The organism is Streptomyces sp. NPDC093149 (assembly GCF_044754145.1).
Lineage (GTDB): Bacteria > Actinomycetota > Actinomycetes > Streptomycetales > Streptomycetaceae > Streptomyces.
The window spans coordinates 165,238-184,084 of the sequence record NZ_JBIVON010000010.1; the positions used below are offsets into that span (position 1 = coordinate 165,238).

The 18,847-nt window shown below is 70.1% G+C and carries 20 protein-coding genes and 1 riboswitch; of the genes, 4 read left to right on the forward strand and 16 right to left on the reverse strand.

Annotated elements, in window-relative coordinates; translation table 11 throughout:
* Nucleotides 1–148 precede the first annotated feature (148 nt).
* From ACIQCZ_RS28050 to ACIQCZ_RS28070, 5 genes are all read right to left on the reverse strand, one after another.
* Nucleotides 149–802 carry a LysE family translocator gene (locus tag ACIQCZ_RS28050; RefSeq protein WP_402285938.1) on the reverse strand — a complete coding sequence of 218 codons (654 nt, stop codon included), beginning with the start codon at nt 800–802 and terminating at the stop codon, nt 149–151.
* Nucleotides 803–995: 193 nt separating this feature from the next.
* Nucleotides 996–2,015, reverse strand: coding sequence for a hemolysin family protein (locus ACIQCZ_RS28055; RefSeq protein ID WP_351077669.1), 1,020 nt, complete (start codon nt 2,013–2,015; stop codon nt 996–998).
* Nucleotides 2,012–3,346 carry a hemolysin family protein gene (locus tag ACIQCZ_RS28060; RefSeq protein WP_402285940.1) on the reverse strand — a complete coding sequence of 445 codons (1,335 nt, stop codon included), beginning with the start codon at nt 3,344–3,346 and terminating at the stop codon, nt 2,012–2,014. Before ACIQCZ_RS28060 ends, ACIQCZ_RS28055 begins: the two co-directional genes overlap by 4 nt.
* 175 nt (nt 3,347–3,521) lie before the next feature.
* On the reverse strand, nt 3,522–3,947 hold the full coding sequence (locus ACIQCZ_RS28065; RefSeq protein ID WP_402285942.1) for a GNAT family N-acetyltransferase: 426 nt from the start codon (nt 3,945–3,947) through the stop codon (nt 3,522–3,524).
* Between the two features lie 239 nt (nt 3,948–4,186).
* Nucleotides 4,187–6,871, reverse strand: coding sequence for a SpoIIE family protein phosphatase (locus tag ACIQCZ_RS28070; RefSeq protein WP_402285944.1), 2,685 nt, complete (start codon nt 6,869–6,871; stop codon nt 4,187–4,189).
* Between the two features lie 225 nt (nt 6,872–7,096).
* Between ACIQCZ_RS28070 and ACIQCZ_RS28075 the strand changes: the two genes are divergently transcribed.
* Nucleotides 7,097–7,324, forward strand: a complete 228-nt coding sequence (locus ACIQCZ_RS28075) for an antitoxin (RefSeq protein ID WP_384969178.1) — start codon at nt 7,097–7,099, stop codon at nt 7,322–7,324.
* Complete coding sequence (locus ACIQCZ_RS28080) at nt 7,321–7,692, forward strand: fic family toxin-antitoxin system, toxin component (RefSeq protein ID WP_093551070.1); 372 nt, start codon at nt 7,321–7,323, stop codon at nt 7,690–7,692. Before ACIQCZ_RS28075 ends, ACIQCZ_RS28080 begins: the two co-directional genes overlap by 4 nt.
* A 121-nt stretch (nt 7,693–7,813) precedes the next feature.
* Here ACIQCZ_RS28080 and ACIQCZ_RS28085 read toward each other — a convergent pair whose 3' ends face one another.
* The 4 genes from ACIQCZ_RS28085 to bioB all read right to left on the reverse strand — a co-directional run bounded on the left by ACIQCZ_RS28085 (nt 7,814) and on the right by bioB (nt 11,740).
* Entirely contained in the window at nt 7,814–8,491 is a 678-nt protein-coding gene (locus ACIQCZ_RS28085) for a class I SAM-dependent methyltransferase (RefSeq protein WP_402285947.1), read from the reverse strand.
* Nucleotides 8,492–8,585: 94 nt separating this feature from the next.
* Nucleotides 8,586–9,275: a dethiobiotin synthase gene (gene bioD, locus ACIQCZ_RS28090; protein WP_402285948.1), complete on the reverse strand. Its 690-nt coding sequence runs from the start codon at nt 9,273–9,275 to the stop codon at nt 8,586–8,588.
* Between the two features lies 1 nt (nt 9,276).
* The gene (locus ACIQCZ_RS28095) at nt 9,277–10,581 is read right to left on the reverse strand and encodes an adenosylmethionine--8-amino-7-oxononanoate transaminase (RefSeq protein WP_402285950.1); all 1,305 of its coding nucleotides are present in this window, start codon (nt 10,579–10,581) and stop codon (nt 9,277–9,279) included.
* Nucleotides 10,574–11,740, reverse strand: a complete 1,167-nt coding sequence (gene bioB / locus ACIQCZ_RS28100) for a biotin synthase BioB (RefSeq protein ID WP_402285953.1) — start codon at nt 11,738–11,740, stop codon at nt 10,574–10,576. The genes ACIQCZ_RS28095 and bioB overlap by 8 nt, the downstream gene beginning before the upstream one ends.
* Nucleotides 11,741–11,882: 142 nt before the next feature.
* On the opposite strand from bioB, the gene ACIQCZ_RS28105 reads away from it, so the two are divergent.
* The gene (locus ACIQCZ_RS28105; protein WP_402285956.1) at nt 11,883–13,031 is read left to right on the forward strand and encodes an 8-amino-7-oxononanoate synthase; all 1,149 of its coding nucleotides are present in this window, start codon (nt 11,883–11,885) and stop codon (nt 13,029–13,031) included.
* A 139-nt stretch (nt 13,032–13,170) separates the two neighbouring features.
* On the opposite strand, the gene ACIQCZ_RS28110 is transcribed toward ACIQCZ_RS28105, so the two are convergent.
* Nucleotides 13,171–13,377 (reverse strand): DUF397 domain-containing protein, encoded by a 207-nt coding sequence (locus ACIQCZ_RS28110; protein WP_402285958.1) that lies wholly within the window; start codon nt 13,375–13,377, stop codon nt 13,171–13,173.
* 25 nt (nt 13,378–13,402) lie between these two features.
* Nucleotides 13,403–14,263 carry a helix-turn-helix domain-containing protein gene (locus ACIQCZ_RS28115; protein ID WP_402285961.1) on the reverse strand — a complete coding sequence of 287 codons (861 nt, stop codon included), beginning with the start codon at nt 14,261–14,263 and terminating at the stop codon, nt 13,403–13,405.
* A gap of 204 nt (nt 14,264–14,467) precedes the next feature.
* On the opposite strand from ACIQCZ_RS28115, the gene ACIQCZ_RS28120 reads away from it, so the two are divergent.
* Nucleotides 14,468–14,899 carry an ATP-binding protein gene (locus tag ACIQCZ_RS28120; protein ID WP_402285964.1) on the forward strand — a complete coding sequence of 144 codons (432 nt, stop codon included), beginning with the start codon at nt 14,468–14,470 and terminating at the stop codon, nt 14,897–14,899.
* A gap of 132 nt (nt 14,900–15,031) precedes the next feature.
* On the opposite strand, the gene ACIQCZ_RS28125 is transcribed toward ACIQCZ_RS28120, so the two are convergent.
* The 5 genes from ACIQCZ_RS28125 to ACIQCZ_RS28145 form a co-directional block, all read right to left on the reverse strand.
* On the reverse strand, nt 15,032–15,505 hold the full coding sequence (locus ACIQCZ_RS28125) for a C40 family peptidase (RefSeq protein WP_402285966.1): 474 nt from the start codon (nt 15,503–15,505) through the stop codon (nt 15,032–15,034).
* Nucleotides 15,506–15,508: 3 nt separating this feature from the next.
* Nucleotides 15,509–15,681, reverse strand: a riboswitch (cyclic di-AMP (ydaO/yuaA leader).
* 399 nt (nt 15,682–16,080) lie between these two features.
* Nucleotides 16,081–16,389: a hypothetical protein gene (locus tag ACIQCZ_RS28130; RefSeq protein WP_402285968.1), complete on the reverse strand. Its 309-nt coding sequence runs from the start codon at nt 16,387–16,389 to the stop codon at nt 16,081–16,083.
* Between the two features lie 7 nt (nt 16,390–16,396).
* Nucleotides 16,397–17,032, reverse strand: a complete 636-nt coding sequence (locus tag ACIQCZ_RS28135; RefSeq protein ID WP_402286249.1) for an ATP-dependent Clp protease proteolytic subunit — start codon at nt 17,030–17,032, stop codon at nt 16,397–16,399.
* Between the two features lie 212 nt (nt 17,033–17,244).
* A complete protein-coding gene (gene xerC, locus ACIQCZ_RS28140; protein ID WP_402285970.1) occupies nt 17,245–18,429 on the reverse strand; it encodes a tyrosine recombinase XerC in 1,185 nt (394 codons plus the stop codon).
* A 233-nt stretch (nt 18,430–18,662) separates the two neighbouring features.
* Complete coding sequence (locus ACIQCZ_RS28145; protein WP_402285972.1) at nt 18,663–18,800, reverse strand: hypothetical protein; 138 nt, start codon at nt 18,798–18,800, stop codon at nt 18,663–18,665.
* Nucleotides 18,801–18,847: the final 47 nt, after the last annotated feature.

Below are 18,847 nucleotides of genomic sequence, written 5' to 3' on the forward strand. Positions count from 1 at the left end.
TGGCACAATCCGACCCCCACCGGACAGCCCCTGACGGTTCGGGAACGCTCCGAACGGATCCGGGAGGCTTCGGACGGGGCGGTGCCGCAGGCTCTGGGGGCGGGCGGTCCGTACGGAGCGAGGCAGCGCGCTGTGGGCCGAGGGCCCCTCAGTCGCCGACGGCCAGCCGCAGACCGAATCCGGCGATCACGGTTCCGGTGATCCGGTCCAGCAGCCTGCGGGCCTGCGGGCGTTGCAGCCAGCCCCGCAGGACCTGGGCGAAGGCGATCAGCAGTGCCGACCAGAGGAGACCGAGTGCGATGTGCACCCCGGTCAGCAGCAGGCCCGTGGCGAAGTGCGGGGCGCCCGCCGGGATGAACTGGGGCAGGACGGCGACGTAGAACACACCCATCTTCGGGTTGAGGAGATTGGTCAGGGCGCCCTGCCGCCATCCGGCAGCGAGGCTGTCGGTCCCTTGAGGAGAAACGGCACGGGCTTCGGCCCCCTGTGCCTCTTCCTCCGTGTGCCTGCCGCGCAGGGTGTCGACGATCATGCGTCCACCCATCCACAGCAGATAGGCGGCTCCGGCGTAACGCAGCGCTTCGTACGCCATGTGCGAGGCCGTGAGCAGCGCCGTGACGCCGAGCGAGGTGAGCGCACCCCAGGCGAGAGTGCCGCTCTGGATGCCGAGGACGACACCGAGCGCACGCTTGCGGCGACCGAGTGCCGAGGTGCGCAGGACGAGAGCGGTGTCGAGACCGGGAGTGAGGGTGAGGAGCCCTACGACCAGGGCGAAGGACCATAGTGCGGTGCTGATTGCCATGGACCGTCAGCTTAACCGTGCAGGTGGCGCTGGATTCCACGGGGGAGGGGGCGCGGCCGGACCCGCACCGCGCCCCTGGCCGCCGGTCGGCCCGTGCGCGGCGGGGTTCGTACCTGCCCCCCGGCCGCCCGACGGTCGGCCCGCGGCCGGACCCGCACCGGGCTGCCCGCCACCCGTAGGCCCCGCCCTCCGATCAGCGCGCCTGTGACCGCCCGACCAGTTCGCGCAGCACGTCCTCCATCGTGACCATCCCGGCCAGCCTGCCGTCCTCGTCCACCACCGCCGCCAAATGCGTCCGGCTGCGCCGCAACGCGGTCAGCACGTCGTCCAGCGGAGTGGCGGCCCGCACCCGGGCGATCGGGCGCATCGCCGTCACGGGGAACGGCACATCGCGCGGTGTGGCGTCCAGGGCGTCCTTCACATGGAGGTAGCCCAGGATGCGCGCCTCGCTGTCCATCACCGGAAAGCGCGAGAATCCGGTCTCGTACGAGAGCTGTTCCAGCTGCTCCGGTGTCGTCCCGACCTTGGCGTACATCACCCGCTCCACCGGCATCACCACATCCCGCACCGGGCGACGGCCCAGCTCAAGGGCGTGGTGCAGCCGTTCGGCGGCCCGGTCGTCGACCAGTCCGGCGTCCCCGGCGTCCTTCACCAGCCGGGCCAGCTCGTCGTCGGAGAACGTGGCGGACACTTCGTCCTTCGTCTCGACCCGCAGGAGCTTCAGCAGTGCGTTGGCGAAGGCGTTGATGGCGAAGATCACCGGGCGCAGCGCCCTGGCGAGGGCGACCAGCGGCGGTCCGAGCAGCAGTGCGGCCCGTACGGGCTCGGCCAGGGCGATGTTCTTCGGCACCATCTCGCCGAGCAGCATGTGCAGATACGTCGCCACGGACAGTGCGATCACGAACGAGATCGGATGGATCAGCCCGTGCGGCACGCCCACCGCGTCGAAGACGGGCTCCAGCAGATGCGCGATGGCCGGTTCGGCGACGATGCCGAGGACCAGCGTGCAGAGCGTGATGCCCAGCTGCGCCGCCGCGAGCAGCGCCGACACGTGTTCGAGGCCCCAGATGACGCTCCGCGCCCGCCGGTTGCCCGTCTCGGCCTCGGGCTCGATCTGGCTGCGGCGCACGGAGATCAGAGCGAACTCCGCGCCGACGAAGAAGGCGTTGACGACCAGGGTCATCAGTCCGATGAAGAGCTGGACGGCGATCATCGTGCGTCCTCCGCCCGCTCGTCGCCGGGCAGCGGTGCATGCAGCAGGGCCCGCGCGGCACGGCGCCCGGAGGCGTCCACCACATCGACCCGCCAGCCGCCCAGCTCGATCGAGTCACCCACCGCGGGGATGCGGCCGACCTCGGTGGCGACGAGCCCGGCGAGCGTTTCGTACGGTCCGTCCGGCACGCGCAGTCCGATTCTCTTGAGCTGGTCGAGTCGGGCGGCGCCGTCGGCCGACCAGAGGGTCCGCCCGTCGGCGTCCTCGCCGGCCGGGGCCAGGTCCGGCGTCTCGTGCGGGTCGTGCTCGTCGCGCACCTCGCCGACCACCTCCTCGACGATGTCCTCCAGGGTCACGACACCGGCCGTACCGCCGTACTCGTCGATGACGACGGCCATGGCGAGCTTGCCGGACAGCCGGTCCAGGAGCCGGTCCACGGTGAGGGTCTCCGGTACGAGCAGCGGCTCGTGCAGCATCTCCGAGACGCGAGTACGGGGCCGCTGCTCGGCCGGGACGGCCAGCACGTCCTTGATGTGGGCCACGCCGACGACGGTGTCGAGGCTGCCGCGGTAGACGGGGAAGCGGGACAGACCGGTCGCGCGGGTGGCATTCGCGACGTCCTCCGCGGTCGCCTGCGCCTCCAGCGCGGTGACCTGCACCCGCGGGGTCATGACGTTCTCCGCGGTCAGCTCCGACAGGTTGAGGGTGCGGACGAACAACTCGGCGGTGTCCGCCTCCAGCGCCCCCTCCTTCGCGGAGTGCCGGGCCAGCGCCACCAGCTCCTGGGGGCTGCGGGCCGAGGCGAGTTCCTCGGCCGGTTCCATGCCCAGACGGCGCACGATCCGGTTTGCGGTGCCGTTGAGGTGACCGATGAACGGCCGGAAGACGGCGGTGAAGGCCCGCTGCGGGGTCGCCACGGCCTTCGCCACCGCGAGCGGGGAGGAGATCGCCCAGTTCTTCGGGACGAGCTCGCCGACGACCATCAGGAACACGGTGGACAGCGCCGTTCCCAGGACGAGGGCCACGGAGGACGCCACGCTCGGGGACAGGCCCACGGCCTCCACCGGACCGCGGATCAGTTTCGCGATCGACGGTTCGGAGAGCATGCCGACCACCAGGTTGGTGACGGTGATGCCGAGCTGTGCGCCGGAGAGCTGGAAGGTGAGGCTGCGTACGGCCTTCATGGCGCCTGCCGCGCCGCGCTCACCCCGCTCCACGGCCCGTTCGAGCTGACCGCGCTCGACGGTCGTCAGGGAGAACTCAGCCGCGACGAAGGCGCCGCAGGCGAGCGAGAGCAGTACCGCCACGAGCAGCAGAAGCACTTCGGTCATCGGTTCACCTCCGTCCCATGATCGGGCAGGGGCAGGAGGATCGCTCGATGTCGGCGATGTCGACTACTGGGAGGCTCGCCCATGGGCGGACGCTCACACCTTTCGGAAGGATCGGTCAGGACTCCGTCCATCGTAAAGGATCGGCAAAGTCGACCACTCTCCCGGATGGTCGACCTCAGTCCGTGAGCGGCTTCACCCAGCGCCGCCAGTGATCCTCGCGGTGGTAGCCGGCCGCGGCCCACGTGCGGTGGGCCCGGTCGTTGACCTCCAGGACCATGGCGTCGACCCGGCGCCCGCCCAGGGCGATGAACCGCTGTTCCGCCGCTGCCGTCAAGGCGGTGGCGATGCCTTGCCTCCGGCGGTCCGGATGTACGGCCAGCCGGTAGGCGGAGCATCGCCAGCCGTCGAAACCGGCTATGACGGTTCCCACGAGAAGACCGTCACGTTCTGCCAGGAGCAGGGCCTGAGGGTCTCTTGAGATGAGCCGGGTCAGCCCGTCGTGGTCGTCGCTGATGCTCGTACCCTCTGCGGCTTCCCGCCAGAATCGCAGCACCGCATCGATATCGGCGAGGCCGGCGCAACGGATGTGAAGATCGCTCATGGTGCGAGCCAAGCAGAGCGCCGCCCCGCTCGGCCAACTATTTCCCCGCCGAGCACTTGCCGAGGCGCGGGCAGGGGGCACTGCCCACGTTTCGGCCGGGAAGCTCCGTCGTCGTGGAAAGGGCGTCGGCCGCGGACCCGTCGGTCCACAACCCCATGGGCTCGGAGATCCGTCGGCTTCGAACCCCGTCGGCCAGGAACCCCATCCGTCCCGACCGCGTCACCCTCGGATCCCGGCCTTCAGAGCTCCGTGTCGAACATGTCGAGCAATGCCGCGCCGTCCACGTCCTCCTCGGATCCGGGCAGCGACAGCTCGGCCCAGATGACCTTCCCCTGAGGCGTGTATCGGGTGCCCCAGCGCTCGGTCAGCTGTGCGACGAGGAACAGGCCGCGGCCGCCCTCGTCCGTCGCGGCGGCATAGCGCAGATGGGGTGAGGTGCTGCTGCCGTCGGCCACCTCGCAGGTCAGGCCGTGATCGTTCAGCAGCCGCATCGTGACCGGTGCGGAGCCATGGCGGATGGCGTTGGTGACCAGCTCGCTGAGCACCAGCTCCATGGCGAACGAGAGCGCGGACAGACCCCATTCGTCGAGCTTCTCGGTCGCGGCGGCGCGCATCCCCGCCACAGCGGCGGGATCGAACGGTACGTCCCACTCGGCGACACAGTCGGGCGGGAGCGCCCGGGTACGGGCGACGAGCAGGGCCACGTCGTCCTTCGGCCGACCGGGCAGGAGCCCGTCGAGCACCGCCCGGCAGCTCTCCTCCGGTGAGCGGCCGGGATGGGATGCCAGGACCTGGCGCAGCAGCTCGATCCCTTCGTCGATGTCCCGGGTGCGGTCCTCGATGAGCCCGTCGGTGTACAGGACGAGCTGGGTACCCTCCTCCAGCTTCATCTCCGCGGTCTCGAACGGCATGCCGCCCAGACCCAGGGGCGGTCCGGCCGGGAGGTCGGGAAACGTCACGCCGCCGCCGTCGGGTCGGACCAGTGCGGGCGGCGGATGACCGGCCCGGGCCATGGCGCAGTCGCGTGAGACGGGATCGTAGATCGCGTACAGGCAGGTGGCTCCCATCACCCCCGCGCCGACGGCCGTCTCCACCTCCTCCTGGTCGATGCGCCCGACCAGGTCGTCGAGGTGGCCGAGGATCTCGTCGGGCGTCAGGTCGAGGGTGGAGAAGTTGTGCACGGCCGTCCGGAGCCGTCCCATGGTGGCGGCCGCATGCAGGCCGTGACCGACGACGTCCCCGACGACCAGCGCCACCCGGCTGCCCGGGAGGGGGATCACATCGAACCAGTCGCCGCTGACCCCGGAGACCGCGGGCAGGTAACGATGGGCGACCTCGAGGGCGCTCTGCTCGGGCAGCTCCCTGGGGAGCAGGCTGCGCTGCAGCGCCACGGCCAAGGCGTGCTCCCGGGTGTAGCGACGGGCGTTGTCGATGCTGACCGACGCCCGGGCGACCAGTTCCTCGGCCAGGGACAGGTCGTCCGCGTCGAAGGGCTGGGGCTTTTCCGAGCGCCAGAAGTCGACCACGCCGAGGATGACGCCGCGTGCCCGCAGCGGCACGGCGATGAGCGAATGGATTCCGTAGTCGAGGATCGACCGTGTCCGCTCCGGGTCCTGGGCGAGCCAGTCGGGTGCGCCGGACAGTTCGGGCACCAGCTGCGACCGGCCCTTCCTCAGGGCCCGTGCCTGAGGTGTGGTGGGCAGGAAGTCGTGCAGCCGGTCGCGTTCATAGAGGGGATGGTCGTCCCGGATGCCGTGCACGGCGGCGCGGCGCAGATCCGTGTTCGTATGGGTCGGCTCGTCGCCGCGCAGGACCGGGTCGGCCAGATCGACGGTGACGAAGTCGGCGAAGCGGGGGACCGCGACCCGCGCCAGTTCCTCGGCCGTGCCCACCACGTCGAGGGTCGTACCGATGCCGAGCCCGGCGTCGTACAGCAGTCTCAGCCGCTGGCGGGCGCTCTCCGCCCTGCCCGACAGTGCCCGCAGCTCCGTGGAGTCGCGCAAGGTCGTGACGGTCCCTTCGCGGGCGCCGTCACGTTCCGTGGGGCGCTGGCTCACCGCGAGCAAGCGGTCTCCCGCAAGATGCACTTCGTCCGTGGCGGCTCGGCCCGAGACGAGCAGTTCGACCGTGCCGGGATCGAGGCCGGGCAGGTCCGCGACGTGCCGTCCCTCGGCGTCGCGCGGCAGATTCAGCAGCCGTCTCGCCTCGTCGTTGGCCAGCAGAAGCCGACTGTCGGCGCCGACGATGAGTACGCCTTCGCGCACGGCGTGCAGCACCGCGTCATGATGCTCGTACATGCGGGTCATCTCGGCGGGGCCCAGTCGGTGGGTCTGTCGCCGCAGGCGCTTGGCCACCAGCGCGGTTCCGCCCGTGGCGAAGGCGAGTGCGACCGCTCCGGTGCCGAGGATGATCGGAAGCTGCCGGGCCACCACACCGGTCACGTGGTTGACCTTCAGGCCCGCGGCCACCACCGCCACGACCTTGTCACCGTGATCGAAGACGGGGACGAGGGCCTGCACCTCGTGGCCCAGCGGGCCGTTGACGCTCTCCGTGTACACACGGCCGGCCAACGGCGGCCCGATGTTGCCGACGAACCTCTTCCCGATCTCGTTCGGCTGGGGATGTGTGTAGCGGATCCCCTTCGTGTTCGTCACCACGATGAAGTCGACGTCCGCGGCCTTCCGCGCGGCCTCGGTGTGCGGCTGGAGCACCTTGGAGGGATCGGGCGACCTCAGCGCGGCCAGAATGCCGGGCGAGTGTGCGAACGTCTGCGCGACGGCAATCGAACGATTTCTCGCCTCCGCGTTGTTGTCGTGCCGGGACTGGAGTACGAGCGCCAGCACTGCGGCCGCCACGAGGAACACCACCACGACCACCTGGAGGGCGAAGACCTGCCCGGCGAGGCTCCAGGGGCGCCTGTCCATGAGTGACCGAACCGGTGCGTTCCGGAATCGGCCGAAACGTGTGGCCACATTGACCTTTGTAGCACCGCACGGTCGTCGGCGCGTGAGGTGAGGGCGGCGGAGGACCTTCGGAGGGGAGCGCGTGGCTGCCAGGAGGGGCGCACTCGGGGCGTCCTGGCGACCGGTGTACGGGGCACCATGATGCTCCCCTTGCTGGTGCTAGCGAACCGGCGCTAGCGTGTTGTCGTGCCCAAGACTCAGCTGAACGTGAGAGTGGACGAGGCGACCGCCGAGGCCGCGCGACAGCGCGCGCTGCAGAGGGGGATGAGCGTGAACCGGTACATAGAGGAGCTCGTGAGGCAGGACGCGGGCGAGGTCGGACACACCTTCGTCGAGGCCGCGGCCGACTTCATGAAGCAGTACGAGTCGGTCTTCGCCGAGGAGTTCGGCCCGGAGCGCAAAGGCATGCGTTGAACCTCCAGATCGACCTTTCCTGGCTGCTCATGGTGGCCGAGCACAAGACCCCCGGCGATCCGCAGGTCGTCGACTGGGGCGCGCTCGTGGCCGCGGTGGCCCGCCACGAGGCCGAGATCTTCGGCAGCCCGGTCTACAGCGACCCGCATTCCAGGGCCGCCGCCCTGCTGCAGTTGCTGCTCCACGTCCCCGCGCTCGAACACTCCAACGCGATGTTCTCCTCCGCTGTCGCGTACGGCTATCTCGTCGCCTCCGGGCTGAAGGTCATCACCTCGCCGGAGCAGGTGCGCGATCTGGCCAGGCTGGTGAAGGAGGGCAAGGCGGACGTCCGGGCCATCGCCGACGAACTGCGCCAGTGGAGTCTGTGACGGCTCCGTACACCGTGGCGGGCGGACGTGCCGGTGGAGTCTGTGACGGCTCCGTACGCCGCGGTGGGCGGACGTGCCGGTGAGCCCGTGACGCCTCCGTGCGCCGTGGTGGGCGGCCGTGTCAGTCCACCGCGGTCGGCCGCCGCGCCACACCCAGCACACAGGAGGATGTGGGCAGCCGGATTCCCCAGTCCGGCATCCTGACCCGGCGGTAGGCCTCCACCACGAATCCGGCCCTCTCGATGGCGGCCAGGGTGTCGCGTGCCGTGTGACACCCGCCGGTCACCAGCGGCCACACCGTATGGTCCAGCGCATGCTGGACGGCTGCCATGGCCCGGTCATCGGCCCGCACATGCTCGAAGAAGCGCAGCTCACCGCCCGGTCGCAACACCCGAACGATCTCCGCGAGCGAACGCTCCACATTCCGAACGGTGCACAGCACCAGAGAGGCGACCGCCCCGTCGAACGCCTCGCTCTTCACCGGCAGGGACTCCGCAGTGCCCGGCACCACGTCCACCGGAATTCCGGCGCGCAGCGCCGACCGCACCGCCAACTGCCTCAGGACGCGCTCGGGTTCGACGGCCACCACCTCCGACACCGCGGGCGGGTAGTGCGCGAAGTTCAGGCCGTTGCCCGCACCTATTTCGACGATCCGGCCGGACAGGCCGGCCAGCAGCTCCGAGCGCACCGCGGCCAGCCCCGCCCCCGTCTCCGCGGCCACGCTCATCCGGGCGTAGAACCGGGCGAAGACGGGGTGGTGCACCGTGTTCTCCGGGATCTTCGTGTCACGCAGACGCATGACGGACCTCCTCCACACGGCGCCCGACCGCACGGCGCTCGACCAGAAAGGTACGACTACTCCGATTCTCCCCCGTCCCGCGCTCCTCAGCCGCTCATCCGGCGGGTCGATTCCCTCCCAGCTGCGCGGTCAGCCAACTCCCCGCCCGGGAACGGAAGTCGGCGGGCGCCAGCGCGCCCGCACCGGCCGGCACCACACCCAGCAGCGGGGCGTCCGCCACTACCGGGAGATCCTCCAGATTGCACCGCGCCGCGAGGTCCGGCTCGGCGGGCATACTGCCCACCACCACGCCGAGGCATTCCAGCCCCCGCGCCCGCAGGGCCTCCGCGGTCAGCGCGGTGGTATTGAGCGTGCCCAGTCCGGCCGGCGTCACCACCACGACCGGCGCGGCCAGCAGCCGGGCCGCGTCGGCAAGGGTCGCGCCCTCCTCGTCGAAGCGTACGAGCAGTCCGCCCGCGCCCTCGATCAGCACCAGATCATGTTCGGCCGCCAGCTTCCCGGCCGCCTCGGCGATCTCGTACGGCCGTACCGGTGGGAGTCCGGCCCTGCGGGCGGCCGTGTCCGGGGCCAACGGATCGGGGAACCGGGCCAGTTCGACCGCGGTCACGTGGCCGCCCGCCAGCCGTACGACTTCGGCCGCGTCCCCCGGCTCGCCGGGCGCCAGCCCCGTCTGCGCGGGCTTGAGCACCGCGACGGCGCGATCCCGGCACGCCGCCGCCACGGCCGCGGTCACGATCGTCTTGCCGATCTCCGTGCCCGTACCCGTCACCACCAGAACCGTCATCTCAGCCCTCCCGCGCAGCCGCGCACACGGCGCGGCAGATCCGCGCCACGTCGTCATCACCGGTCACATAGGGCGGCATCGTGTAGACGAGGTCGCGGAACGGCCGCAGCCACACGCCCTCCCGTACCGCGGCCCGGGTGGCGGTCTCCATGTCCACCTCGCGATCGAGCTGTACGACACCGATGGCGCCCAGCACCCTCACATCCCGGACCCCGGGCAGCGCCGCCGCCGGGGCGAGACCCTCCCGCAGCCCCGTACCGATCCGCCGGACCTCCCGCTCCCAGTCCTGGCCGAGCAGCAGGTCGATGGAGGCACACGCCACCGAGGCGGCGAGCGGGTTGGCCATGAACGTCGGTCCATGGGCCAGCACCGGCACCTCGCCGCTGGAGATGCCCTCCGCGACCCGTGAGGTGCACAGCGTCGCCGCCATCGTCAGATAGCCGCCGGTCAGCGCCTTGCCCACGCACATGACATCGGGCGAGACGCCCGCGTGACCGGCGGCGAACAGCTTCCCCGTACGGCCGAAGCCCGTGGCGATCTCGTCGAACACCAGCAGCACGTCATGCGCGTCGCACGCCTCGCGCAGTACGCGCAGATAGGCGGGGGAGTGGAACCGCATCCCGCCCGCGCCCTGCACCACCGGCTCCACGATCACCGCGGCCAGCCGGTCGGCGTGCTCCGCGATCAGCTCCCGCAGGTGGCGCACGTACGCGGCATCCGGCTCCGTGTCGTAACCGGCCGGCGGCTCGTCCGCGAAGACCTGCCGCGGCAGCACACCCGACCACAGCCCGTGCATGCCGCCCTCGGGGTCGCACACCGACATCGGGTGCCAGGTGTCCCCGTGATAGCCGCCGCGCCACGTCAGCAGCCGTTGCTTCTCGGGCCGCCCGGCCGATCGCCAGTACTGCAGACACATCTTCACCGCGACCTCGACCGACACGGAGCCGGAGTCGGCCAGGAAGACATGCCGCAGCGGCTCCGGGGTGATCTCGACCAGCCGGGTGGCCAGCCGTACGGCGGGCTCATGGGTGAGCCCGCCGAACATCACATGGCTCATCCGGTCCAGCTGACCGCGTGCCGCCTCGTTGAGCACCGGGTGGTTGTAGCCGTGCACCGCGGACCACCAGGACGACATGCCGTCGACCAGTTCGTCGCGCCCGTGGGCCGGTTCGGCGAGCCGGAGCCGGACCCCGGACGCCGACTCCACGACCAGCGGCTCCTGACGCCCGGGCATCGGGCCGTACGGATGCCAGACATGGGCCCGGTCCAGCGACCGCAGCTCGGCCGGGGAGAGGAGCTCAGGCATTGGGGGCGAGCTCCGTCCCCGCCCCGCGACGACGGACCGCCACCAGATCCGTGCGTGCGGCCGGGACCTCATCGGTCTCGGCGACGGCCTCCCCGGGCCCGTCGCCGCAGGGCGCGCACCCGCCGTCGTGCGCACCACAGCCACCGCCCGGCCGAGCGCGGTGGGCGGGCAGGGTCGTCGTCCCCGCCCCCTCCACCTCGAAACCGGCGTCCGCGATCATGTCCAGATCCGCCTGCCCCGCCTGCCCCTCACTGGTGAGGTAGTCGCCCAGGAAGATGGAATTGACCAGGTGCAGGGCGAGCGGCTGCATCGAACGCAGATGCACCTCGCGCCCGCCCGCGAGCCGTACCTCCACATCCGGACAGACGAACCTGACCATCGCCAGAATGCGCAGACACCGCTGCGGGGTGAGGTTCCATTCCTTGGCCAGCGGGGTCCCCTCGAACGGGATGAGGAAGTTCACCGGCACCGAGTCCGGGTCCAGTTCGCGCAGCGAGAAGACGACATCGACCAGATCGGCGTCGCTCTCACCCATCCCGGCGATCAGCCCGGAGCACGCCGAGAGCCCGGCGGCCTGCGCCTGCTGCACGGTCTCCACCCGGTCCGCATAGGTGTGGGTGGTGGTGATGTCGCCGTACGTGCCCTCGGACGTGTTGAGGTTGTGGTTGTAGGCGTCCGCGCCCGCCGAACGCAACCGCTCGGCCTGTCCGTCGGAGAGCAGACCGAGGCAGGCGCACACCTCGATGCCCTCGTGTCGGTCCTTGATCGCCTCGATGGTCTCCGACACCCGGTCCACATCACGGTCCGTCGGACCACGACCGCTCGCCACCAGACACACCCGCTTGGCGCCACCCGCCACCCCGGCCGCGGCGGCCTTCGAGGCCTCGTCCGGTTTCAGCCAGGTGTACTTGAGGATCTCGGCCTTCGAGCCCAGCCGCTGCGAGCAGTACGAGCAGTCCTCGGGGCAGAGCCCGGACTTGAGATTGACCAGATAGTTCAGTTTCACCCGTTGCCCGAACCACTGACGGCGCACCTTTCCGGCCGCGGCCACCACTTCGAGCAGATCGTCGTCCGAGGTCGCCAGCACGGCGAGAGCTTCTTCACGGGTCGGCAGTTCGCGCCGCAGTCCCTTGTCCACCAGCGTGTTCAGGAGGTCCATGGCATCGATCCTGGCCTACGGCACGGCCCGCGGCCAAGGAGGAACCGGACAACAGCGCGCGTCGAGGGTGTGTGTATTGCCACACCATGACCGGCTGCTCCCCCGGTTAGCCTCTGTGAGCTGCCTACAAAAGGGACCGCTTATGCCCTTCGACCCGTTCGACTGGATCGACGACGAGGCGCGCCGCCGTGCGGACGCCGGACTCGTCCGCACGCTCCGCCCCCGGCCCGCCGAACCGGAGCTCCTGGATCTCGCGAGCAACGACTATCTGGGGTTGACCCGGCACCCCGAGGTCACCGCCGCCGCTGCGGAGGCCGCGCACCGGTGGGGTGGGGGTGCGACCGGATCGCGGCTCGTGACCGGCTCCACCGCGCTGCATGCCGAGTTCGAGGATCAACTGGCCGACTTCTGCGGCTTCGAGGCGGCACTGGTGCTGTCCTCGGGCTACGCGGCCAATCTCGCCGCCCTCACCGCGCTCGCCGGCCGTGGCTCGCTGATCGTCTCCGATGCCGGCAACCACGCCTCGATCGTGGACGGTTGCCGGCTCTCCCGGGCCGAGACCGCCGTCGTGCCGCACGCCGATCCCGATGCCGTGCGCAAGACCCTGCGGGCACACGCGGGGCGCGCGCTGGTGGTCACCGACTCGGTCTTCTCGGTCGACGGCGACGCCGCGCCACTGCCCGAACTGGCCGATGTCTGCCGGGCGGAGGGCGCCGCACTGCTCGCCGACGACGCGCACGGCTTCGGTGTGCTGGGGGAGGGCGGTCGAGGTGCGCTCGCCGCCGCCGGGCTTGCCGGCGGCGAGGGAGTCGTCACCACACTCACCCTCTCCAAGTCCCTGGGAAGCCAGGGCGGAGCGGTACTCGGCCCGGCCCCGGTCATCGAACACCTGGTCAACACAGCCCGTACGTTCATCTTCGACACGGGACTGGCACCGGCCGCCGCGGGTGCCGCCCTGGCCGGCCTGCGGCTGATCGGCCGCGAGCCGGAGCGCGCCGCCAGGGCCCGGACCGTGGCCACCGCGCTGTACGAGGGACTGACGGCGGGCGGACTGCGCGCAGCACGCCCCGACGCGGCCGTGGTCTCGGTGCGGGCGCCCTCGGCGGAGGCGGCTGTGCGCTGGGCGGCCGACTGCCGCACCGCGGGCATCGCGGTGGGTTGCTTCCGGCCGCCGTCCGTGCCGGACGGCGTCTCCCGGCTGCGGCTGACGGCGCGGGCGGACCTGACCGACGAACAGATCGCCACGGCTGTGGCGGTCGTGCGGCGAACCGCCCCCGTCGACCGGCCCTGACGGCCGACCGGCCGTGCCGACCGGCCTCCTCCGCGGAGGCCGTCAGCCTGCCGAATACAGGGGCGGACTCCCCCCTCGGAACCGCCCCATCGGCCGGCCGATGGGGCGGGCGGACCACCTCTGTGGGCGGTCGTACCCGTCAGCCGGCCGAACGCCGGTGCAGGCCGGAGACGAAGGTGGTCCAGGCCGCCGCGGAGAACCGCAGTGGTGGCCTGGAAACGTCCTTGGAGTCCCGTACGGCCAGCCGCCCGTGACCGAACGGCGCGGCTTCCACACAGTTGTTCATGCCCGTGCTGCGGCTGCTGCGCCGCCACCGTAACTCGTGCTGTGCGAGGCAATCCGACATGACGCCCCTCTCGGGCAGTCCGGGGTCACTGACCGTCGCGGTCGATCGCGGCGATCAGCTCCAACGAGTGCTGCGGCGACAGCGCATGTGCCTGCATGGTGCGGAAGGCCGAGCTGTACGCCTCAAGGTCTTCTTTCCGCTCCAGGTAGAGGCTACTCGTCAAATGGTCGAGAACTACCACGTCCAGATCAGAAGTGTTCGGAAATGAGAAGATAACGAAAGGCCCGGTGAGGCCGGCATATCCGCCGACCGAGAACGGCAGTAACTGGAGTTCCACATGGGGCAGTTGAGCCACCCGGGCCAGATGGCGCAGCTGGTTCCTCATCACCAGGCGCCCGCCGACCTCGCGCCGCAGCACCGCTTCGTCGAGCACCGCGCTCAGCCGCAGCGGCGGATCGGTCCGCAGCACCCCCTGGCGGGCGAGCCGCACCTCCACCAGGGAGTCCAACTGGCCGGCGGGTAAACCGTCCAGCGAAGCCCGGGTTACCGCGCGGGCGTAGTCCGCCGTCTGCAGAAGTCCCGGCATCACCGAAGTCTCCAGGGTCCGCGCGGTCCGCGCCTGCGACTCCAGGCTGATGAAGTCGCGGTACTGCGGAGGAATCAGACCGCGATAGGCATGCCACCACCCGGTGCCGCCACCGCCCGCCGAGCCCGCCAGAGCCTCCAGGAGCGTCCGGAGCCGGGTGTCGTCCACGCCGTACGCGTCCATCAGTCCGGCCACATCGGCCGGGCGCACCCCACTGACACCGGTCTCGATCCGGCTCACCTTGGACTGGTGCCAGCCGAGCATCCGCGCGGCGTCCCGACTGGTCAGTCCTGACGCGTGGCGCAGACTCCGGAGCTCCTCCCCGAGCTTGCGGCGTCGTACCGCAGGGCCGTACTGCATGCGCGGCCTCCCTCCCTCTCGTGCCGAGCGGACAGTGTGGCGCCCGCATCCGGTTTCGCGTGGCAGGGTTCACCGCATCGAGCGACAGATATATGCATATCTTGGTGGATCGCCGTCGCGGAGGGCAGCATCGATGGCAATCTGGCGCGAAGCGCAACCGGGACCGATCCCGCATCGGTCCGGGTGGGAAAGGGACGGCTCGCCATGGCAGACCATCAAGAAGCAAGCCTCACTCTGCCGAGCGATCCGGCCTCGGTTTCGGCGGCCCGGAAACATGTGGCCCGGGTGCTCACCGAATGGGGCCTGACCGCCGACACCGAGTTCGCCGACAGTATCCGCCTCATCGTCTCGGAGCTCGCGACCAACGCCGTCCAGCACACCTTCGGACAGTCGCCCACCTTCACCGTGGAACTGAGACTGGAGCAGGAGGAACAGCTGTATCTCGGGGTGACGGACAGCCACCCGCGCTGGCCCCGTAGGCTGCCCGCCGCCGTTCAGCAGGACAATGGGCGCGGCATGGTGATCATCCGATGTCTGGCCAAGGAGTGCGGCGGCCGGCTCACCGTCACCCCCACCGCCGACGGCGGCAAGACGGTCTGGATCGCGCTTCCCTGGAGCATCCCCGTGCAGGGCTGACCGAGGGCGGGAGCGAGCGCGCCGCGTCGGGCCAGGCGACCGCCCCCACACCGGTGACGGCGGGTCAGCGGCACGGGACGGTGCACCGCCGGCGGATCGCGGCCGGAGGACGGCCAGGATCCGCCGGACGGATCAGCCGACCCGCCCGTAGTAGACGCTCCTCGTCCAGATCTTCTCCAGCCGGACCACCGCACCGGTCCTCGGCGAGTGCCAGATCTTGCCGTGGCCGGCGTAGATCCCCACGTGGTAGACGCTGCGACCGTAATGGAAGAAGACCAGGTCGCCGCGTTTCCTGTGCGAGGCCGATACATGGCGGGTCTTGTTGTACTGCTGCTGGGCGGTGCGGGGGAGCCTCCTGCCCGCCTTCTTGAACGAATAGACCGTCAGCCCCGAACAGTCGAAGCGGCTGGGGCCGGTGGCCCCCCACCCGTACGGCGCGCCCTTCTTCGACGCGGCGATGTTCAGCGCCTTCATCGAGAGAGTCGCCGCTTGGGCCTCCGGCGCGGCGCCCGGGGCGAGCATGGTGCCGCCGACGGCGGCCAGAGTCAGAACCGAGGCCGTACCGGCCCGGACGAGCAGAGACGGGACATGAACCTGCGCAGTCATGCGCAACCCTTCGTCAGCCGCCTGTGAAGGATGACCTGTCGGGTTCGGGCTGGCGAAGTTGCCCGGCCGCGCTCGGCGGCTTCACCCCGAGGGTCGACCGGTGATCCGGTCGACCCGTTGTGCTCGGGTCCTCCACTCCTGCCGATCCACTTCTGTCGACCAGGCATCCGGACGGCGGCAGGACTCGGCGTCCGCCCGGACCGCCCCGTCGCGGTGGCGGGGGCTTGTCGTCCCAGGGATCTTGACTCACCGACTGCCGGATTTCCGAGGGGAAACAGCGATTTGTGAGGCTCCTCACGACTGACCCGTTCGGGTGGAGGTGATGAATTCGGAGGCCGGGTCGCTCACCGGGAACCCTCCCGTACCAGCGGTGGAATCATTGATTCCGGTCACTGGTCATCTGAAAAGCGCAAGTTGAGATATCCCGCGCGAGGGGGGCTTCCTACGCCGAACGAGCGAGGAATTTCGACGTGCCCACCGGGCGTGTCGTGTACGGGAGTTGGCCGAATCCAGGCTGCCGGCCGGGCCGTCGGAGCCGGCCGGGACCCGGCGGCGGCGAGGCCGGTGGAGGCTGATCAACTCGGCGGAGCGGGGGGTATGGTGACGCGTCCGGCCCGCCGCTCCCCGTCCAGTACGCGCAGGGCCCGCGCCAGGGTTCCCGCGTGGATCTGTGCCTCGCCGCGTTCATGCATCGAAGCGAGGGCATCTCGCAGCGCGCCCGCCCGGGACACCAGTGCCTGCGCGGCGCGCAGCGCGCCATAGGTGTCGCTGCCGCGGGCCGGATTGATGCGGCCCAACTGGTCGAGGACTTCGAGGTAGCGGTCGATGAAATCCCCCTCGGCGCGGGTCAGTGCGGGCAGTTGTGGCAAGTGTGGTGGCTGCACCGGGCGTTCACCTCGTGCCGTGTGGGGGGAGCGATGACTTCCGGTTCTGCGTGAGGTGGTCCACCATGCCGTACGCCTTGGCGCCCGGCGCGTCGAGAATGAGGTCGCGCTCGATGTCGGTGGCGATCTGCTCGGCGTCACGGCCGGTGTGGCGGGCCAGCAGTGTGATGAGCATCTCGCGGATGCGTTCCAGTTCCCGGGCCTCGATCTCCAGGTCGGAAGGCTGGCCTTGCACCGGCTCGCCGAGCGCGGGTTGCTGAACGACGACCCGGGCTCCCGGCAGTGCGTGCCGTCGGCCCGGAGCGCCCGCGGCGAGCAGTACCGAGGCGCAGGAACCGGCCTGGCCGAGGCAGAAGGTCTCCACGTCGCAGGTGAGGTACTCCATCGTGTCGTAGATCGCGGACATGGCTCCGAACGAGCCTCCGGGGGAGTTGATGTAGAGGGAGACGGGTCGGTCCGGAGCGTCATGTTCCAGATACATGAACTGGGCGATCAGGTCATTGGCCGCGGTGTCGTCGACCGGGGTGCCCAGGAACACGATCCGCTCGGCGAGCAGCTTGGAGTACGGGTCGAAGGTGCGGGTTCCGCTGGTCGTGCGCTCGGTGAACTCGGGCAGTACGTAGCGGGCGCTGGGACGGAACAGCATGGGTGATGCCTCTCCTCCGGGTCTGTACGCAGTCCGCGTATCCAGGTCTGTGCGGGGCCTGCGCGAGCTTCTGTAAAAAATGTACAGGACGTACAGACGGTTAGAATGGAGAGCGCAATCTAGTGATCCACTCGGAGTCCCAGGTCAGAAGCTGTTTCAGCTGTTCGCCGTGGGCGCATATCTCACAATCTGTCACGCCGTCTTGGCCATCAGGCCGCTTCGCCCTCACTGCCGAGTAGAGAAGCGAGGTGGCCCGAGGTGACATGGAGGTCCTCGTGGCTCGGGTGGACGTACACCCGCTTGGTGAAGTTGGCGTTGGCATGTCCGGCCCATGCGGCGAGGACGACGTCCGGCACGCCGTTGACGGCAAGAAACGTGAGGCACGAGTGGCGTGCGTCGTAGAGCCGGACCTTCCGCAGCCCCAGCTTCCGCTGCAGGGAGTACGCGGCCTCACGCAGGTGGCGAGTCGTGAGCGGCCGGCCGAGGTGGTCGACGAACATGTATCCGGAGCGCTGATACAGCGCGCCCATCGACATCTGCTCTGCCTCTTGCGTCACCTGATAGGCGAGCATCACCTGCTTCACCGGCAGCGGCAGCGGCAGTGTGCGTTCGCCCGCCTCGGTTCTGGTGCCCTTCTCCAGCACCCGGGCGTTGCCGATCATCGTCCTGGTGTTGGCGATGACCAGCGTTTGAGCGTCGAAGTCGATGTCCTGCCAGCGCAGCCCGGCGACCTCAGCGGGACGCAGGCCCATGAGGCTGAGTACCAGCGGAGCTGACAGGCGTTCGTCCTTGATGCCGAGAAGGAATTCCTTGACCTCGACGACGTTCCACGGGGCGGGACGCTTGTTGGTGCGCTTGTCCTCCTTGCGGGCGCGGCGAGGGATCTTCACGTACGCGGCGACGTTGACATGCACCAACTTCCGCACGACGGCCCGACCGAGGGCCTCTTTCAGGCGACTGAGCACCCCTTGGGCCGTCGAGGGGCGCAGTCCCGTGCCGGCTTGGCCGCCGCGCCTGCGGGCGCCGACGAGCAGCCAGGCGACCATGGATTCGACGTGTTCCTCCGTCAGTTCCTGCAGGCGCATACAGCCGAGGTAGGAATGCACGTGGACCAAAGCGTTCCTGTACCCCTGGACCGTGCTCTCCTCCAGGTCCTCGGCCTTCTTGGCCAGCCAGATGTCGAGCCACTCGGACACCGTGATCCTGCTCGGAATGACGGACATGCCCGTCGCCCGCTGATTGCGGATGCGGGCGATCTCGTCACGCACCTCTGTGGCAGTGTCCATCGTGACGGTGCGCTGCTTGCGCTTGCCCTGGGCGTCATGGCCCATGTCGACGACGGCGCGGTAACGGACCTTGCCGCTCTGCAACGTGACCTTCTTGATCTGCGGCATGCACCCCCCTTGACCGGCCTGCTTCAGCAGGCTTCCTGAAGTGCCTACGCTAAGCCGCGATTCCTCCTGCCCGGGAAGTCTTCCGCCTGGTCAGGCCCGTACGGCCGTGCTCCCGTCACAGATCGGTGAGAGAGCGCGTGAGACGGCGAAGTGTGGTCTGCCGCGACCGGTGACGGAGAAGGCCGAGTCGACCGGGGTGAGGAACGGCGCGGGTGCGGCGGCGGACGCCCAGGTCACGATGTGCGGGCGATCGCGGCGAGGTCGTCGGCGGTGGCGTCCGCCTCCCACCCCTCCGCGTTGGGGGAGCTCTGCGACCGGGTGGGCAGCTGCATCCCGTGGAGCAGCAGCCCCGGCGGAAACCTGTGCGGCATCCGCATCCCGGCCTCTCACCGAGGCAATCTGTCCGGGCGTCAGATAG

Excerpts from the sequence above, each read along its gene's own strand:
- ACIQCZ_RS28065 (WP_402285942.1), bottom strand. The coding sequence starts at position 3,947 with ATGAGCGATCTTCACATCCGTTGCGCCGGCCTCGCCGATATCGATGCG.
- ACIQCZ_RS28055 (WP_351077669.1), bottom strand. The coding sequence starts at position 2,015 with ATGATCGCCGTCCAGCTCTTCATCGGACTGATGACCCTGGTCGTCAAC.
- ACIQCZ_RS28060 (WP_402285940.1), bottom strand. The coding sequence starts at position 3,346 with ATGACCGAAGTGCTTCTGCTGCTCGTGGCGGTACTGCTCTCGCTCGCC.
- ACIQCZ_RS28125 (WP_402285966.1), bottom strand. The coding sequence starts at position 15,505 with ATGACTGCGCAGGTTCATGTCCCGTCTCTGCTCGTCCGGGCCGGTACG.
- bioD (WP_402285948.1), bottom strand. The coding sequence starts at position 9,275 with ATGACGGTTCTGGTGGTGACGGGTACGGGCACGGAGATCGGCAAGACG.
- xerC (WP_402285970.1), bottom strand. The coding sequence starts at position 18,429 with ATGCCGCAGATCAAGAAGGTCACGTTGCAGAGCGGCAAGGTCCGTTAC.
- bioB (WP_402285953.1), bottom strand. The coding sequence starts at position 11,740 with ATGGACCTCCTGAACACGCTGGTGGACAAGGGACTGCGGCGCGAACTG.
- ACIQCZ_RS28110 (WP_402285958.1), bottom strand. The coding sequence starts at position 13,377 with ATGTCGGATTGCCTCGCACAGCACGAGTTACGGTGGCGGCGCAGCAGC.
- ACIQCZ_RS28070 (WP_402285944.1), bottom strand. The coding sequence starts at position 6,871 with ATGGACAGGCGCCCCTGGAGCCTCGCCGGGCAGGTCTTCGCCCTCCAG.
- ACIQCZ_RS28115 (WP_402285961.1), bottom strand. The coding sequence starts at position 14,263 with ATGCAGTACGGCCCTGCGGTACGACGCCGCAAGCTCGGGGAGGAGCTC.
- ACIQCZ_RS28095 (WP_402285950.1), bottom strand. The coding sequence starts at position 10,581 with ATGCCTGAGCTCCTCTCCCCGGCCGAGCTGCGGTCGCTGGACCGGGCC.
- ACIQCZ_RS28105 (WP_402285956.1), top strand. The coding sequence starts at position 11,883 with ATGCCCTTCGACCCGTTCGACTGGATCGACGACGAGGCGCGCCGCCGT.
- ACIQCZ_RS28145 (WP_402285972.1), bottom strand. The coding sequence starts at position 18,800 with ATGCCGCACAGGTTTCCGCCGGGGCTGCTGCTCCACGGGATGCAGCTG.
- ACIQCZ_RS28050 (WP_402285938.1), bottom strand. The coding sequence starts at position 802 with ATGGCAATCAGCACCGCACTATGGTCCTTCGCCCTGGTCGTAGGGCTC.
- ACIQCZ_RS28120 (WP_402285964.1), top strand. The coding sequence starts at position 14,468 with ATGGCAGACCATCAAGAAGCAAGCCTCACTCTGCCGAGCGATCCGGCC.
- ACIQCZ_RS28085 (WP_402285947.1), bottom strand. The coding sequence starts at position 8,491 with ATGCGTCTGCGTGACACGAAGATCCCGGAGAACACGGTGCACCACCCC.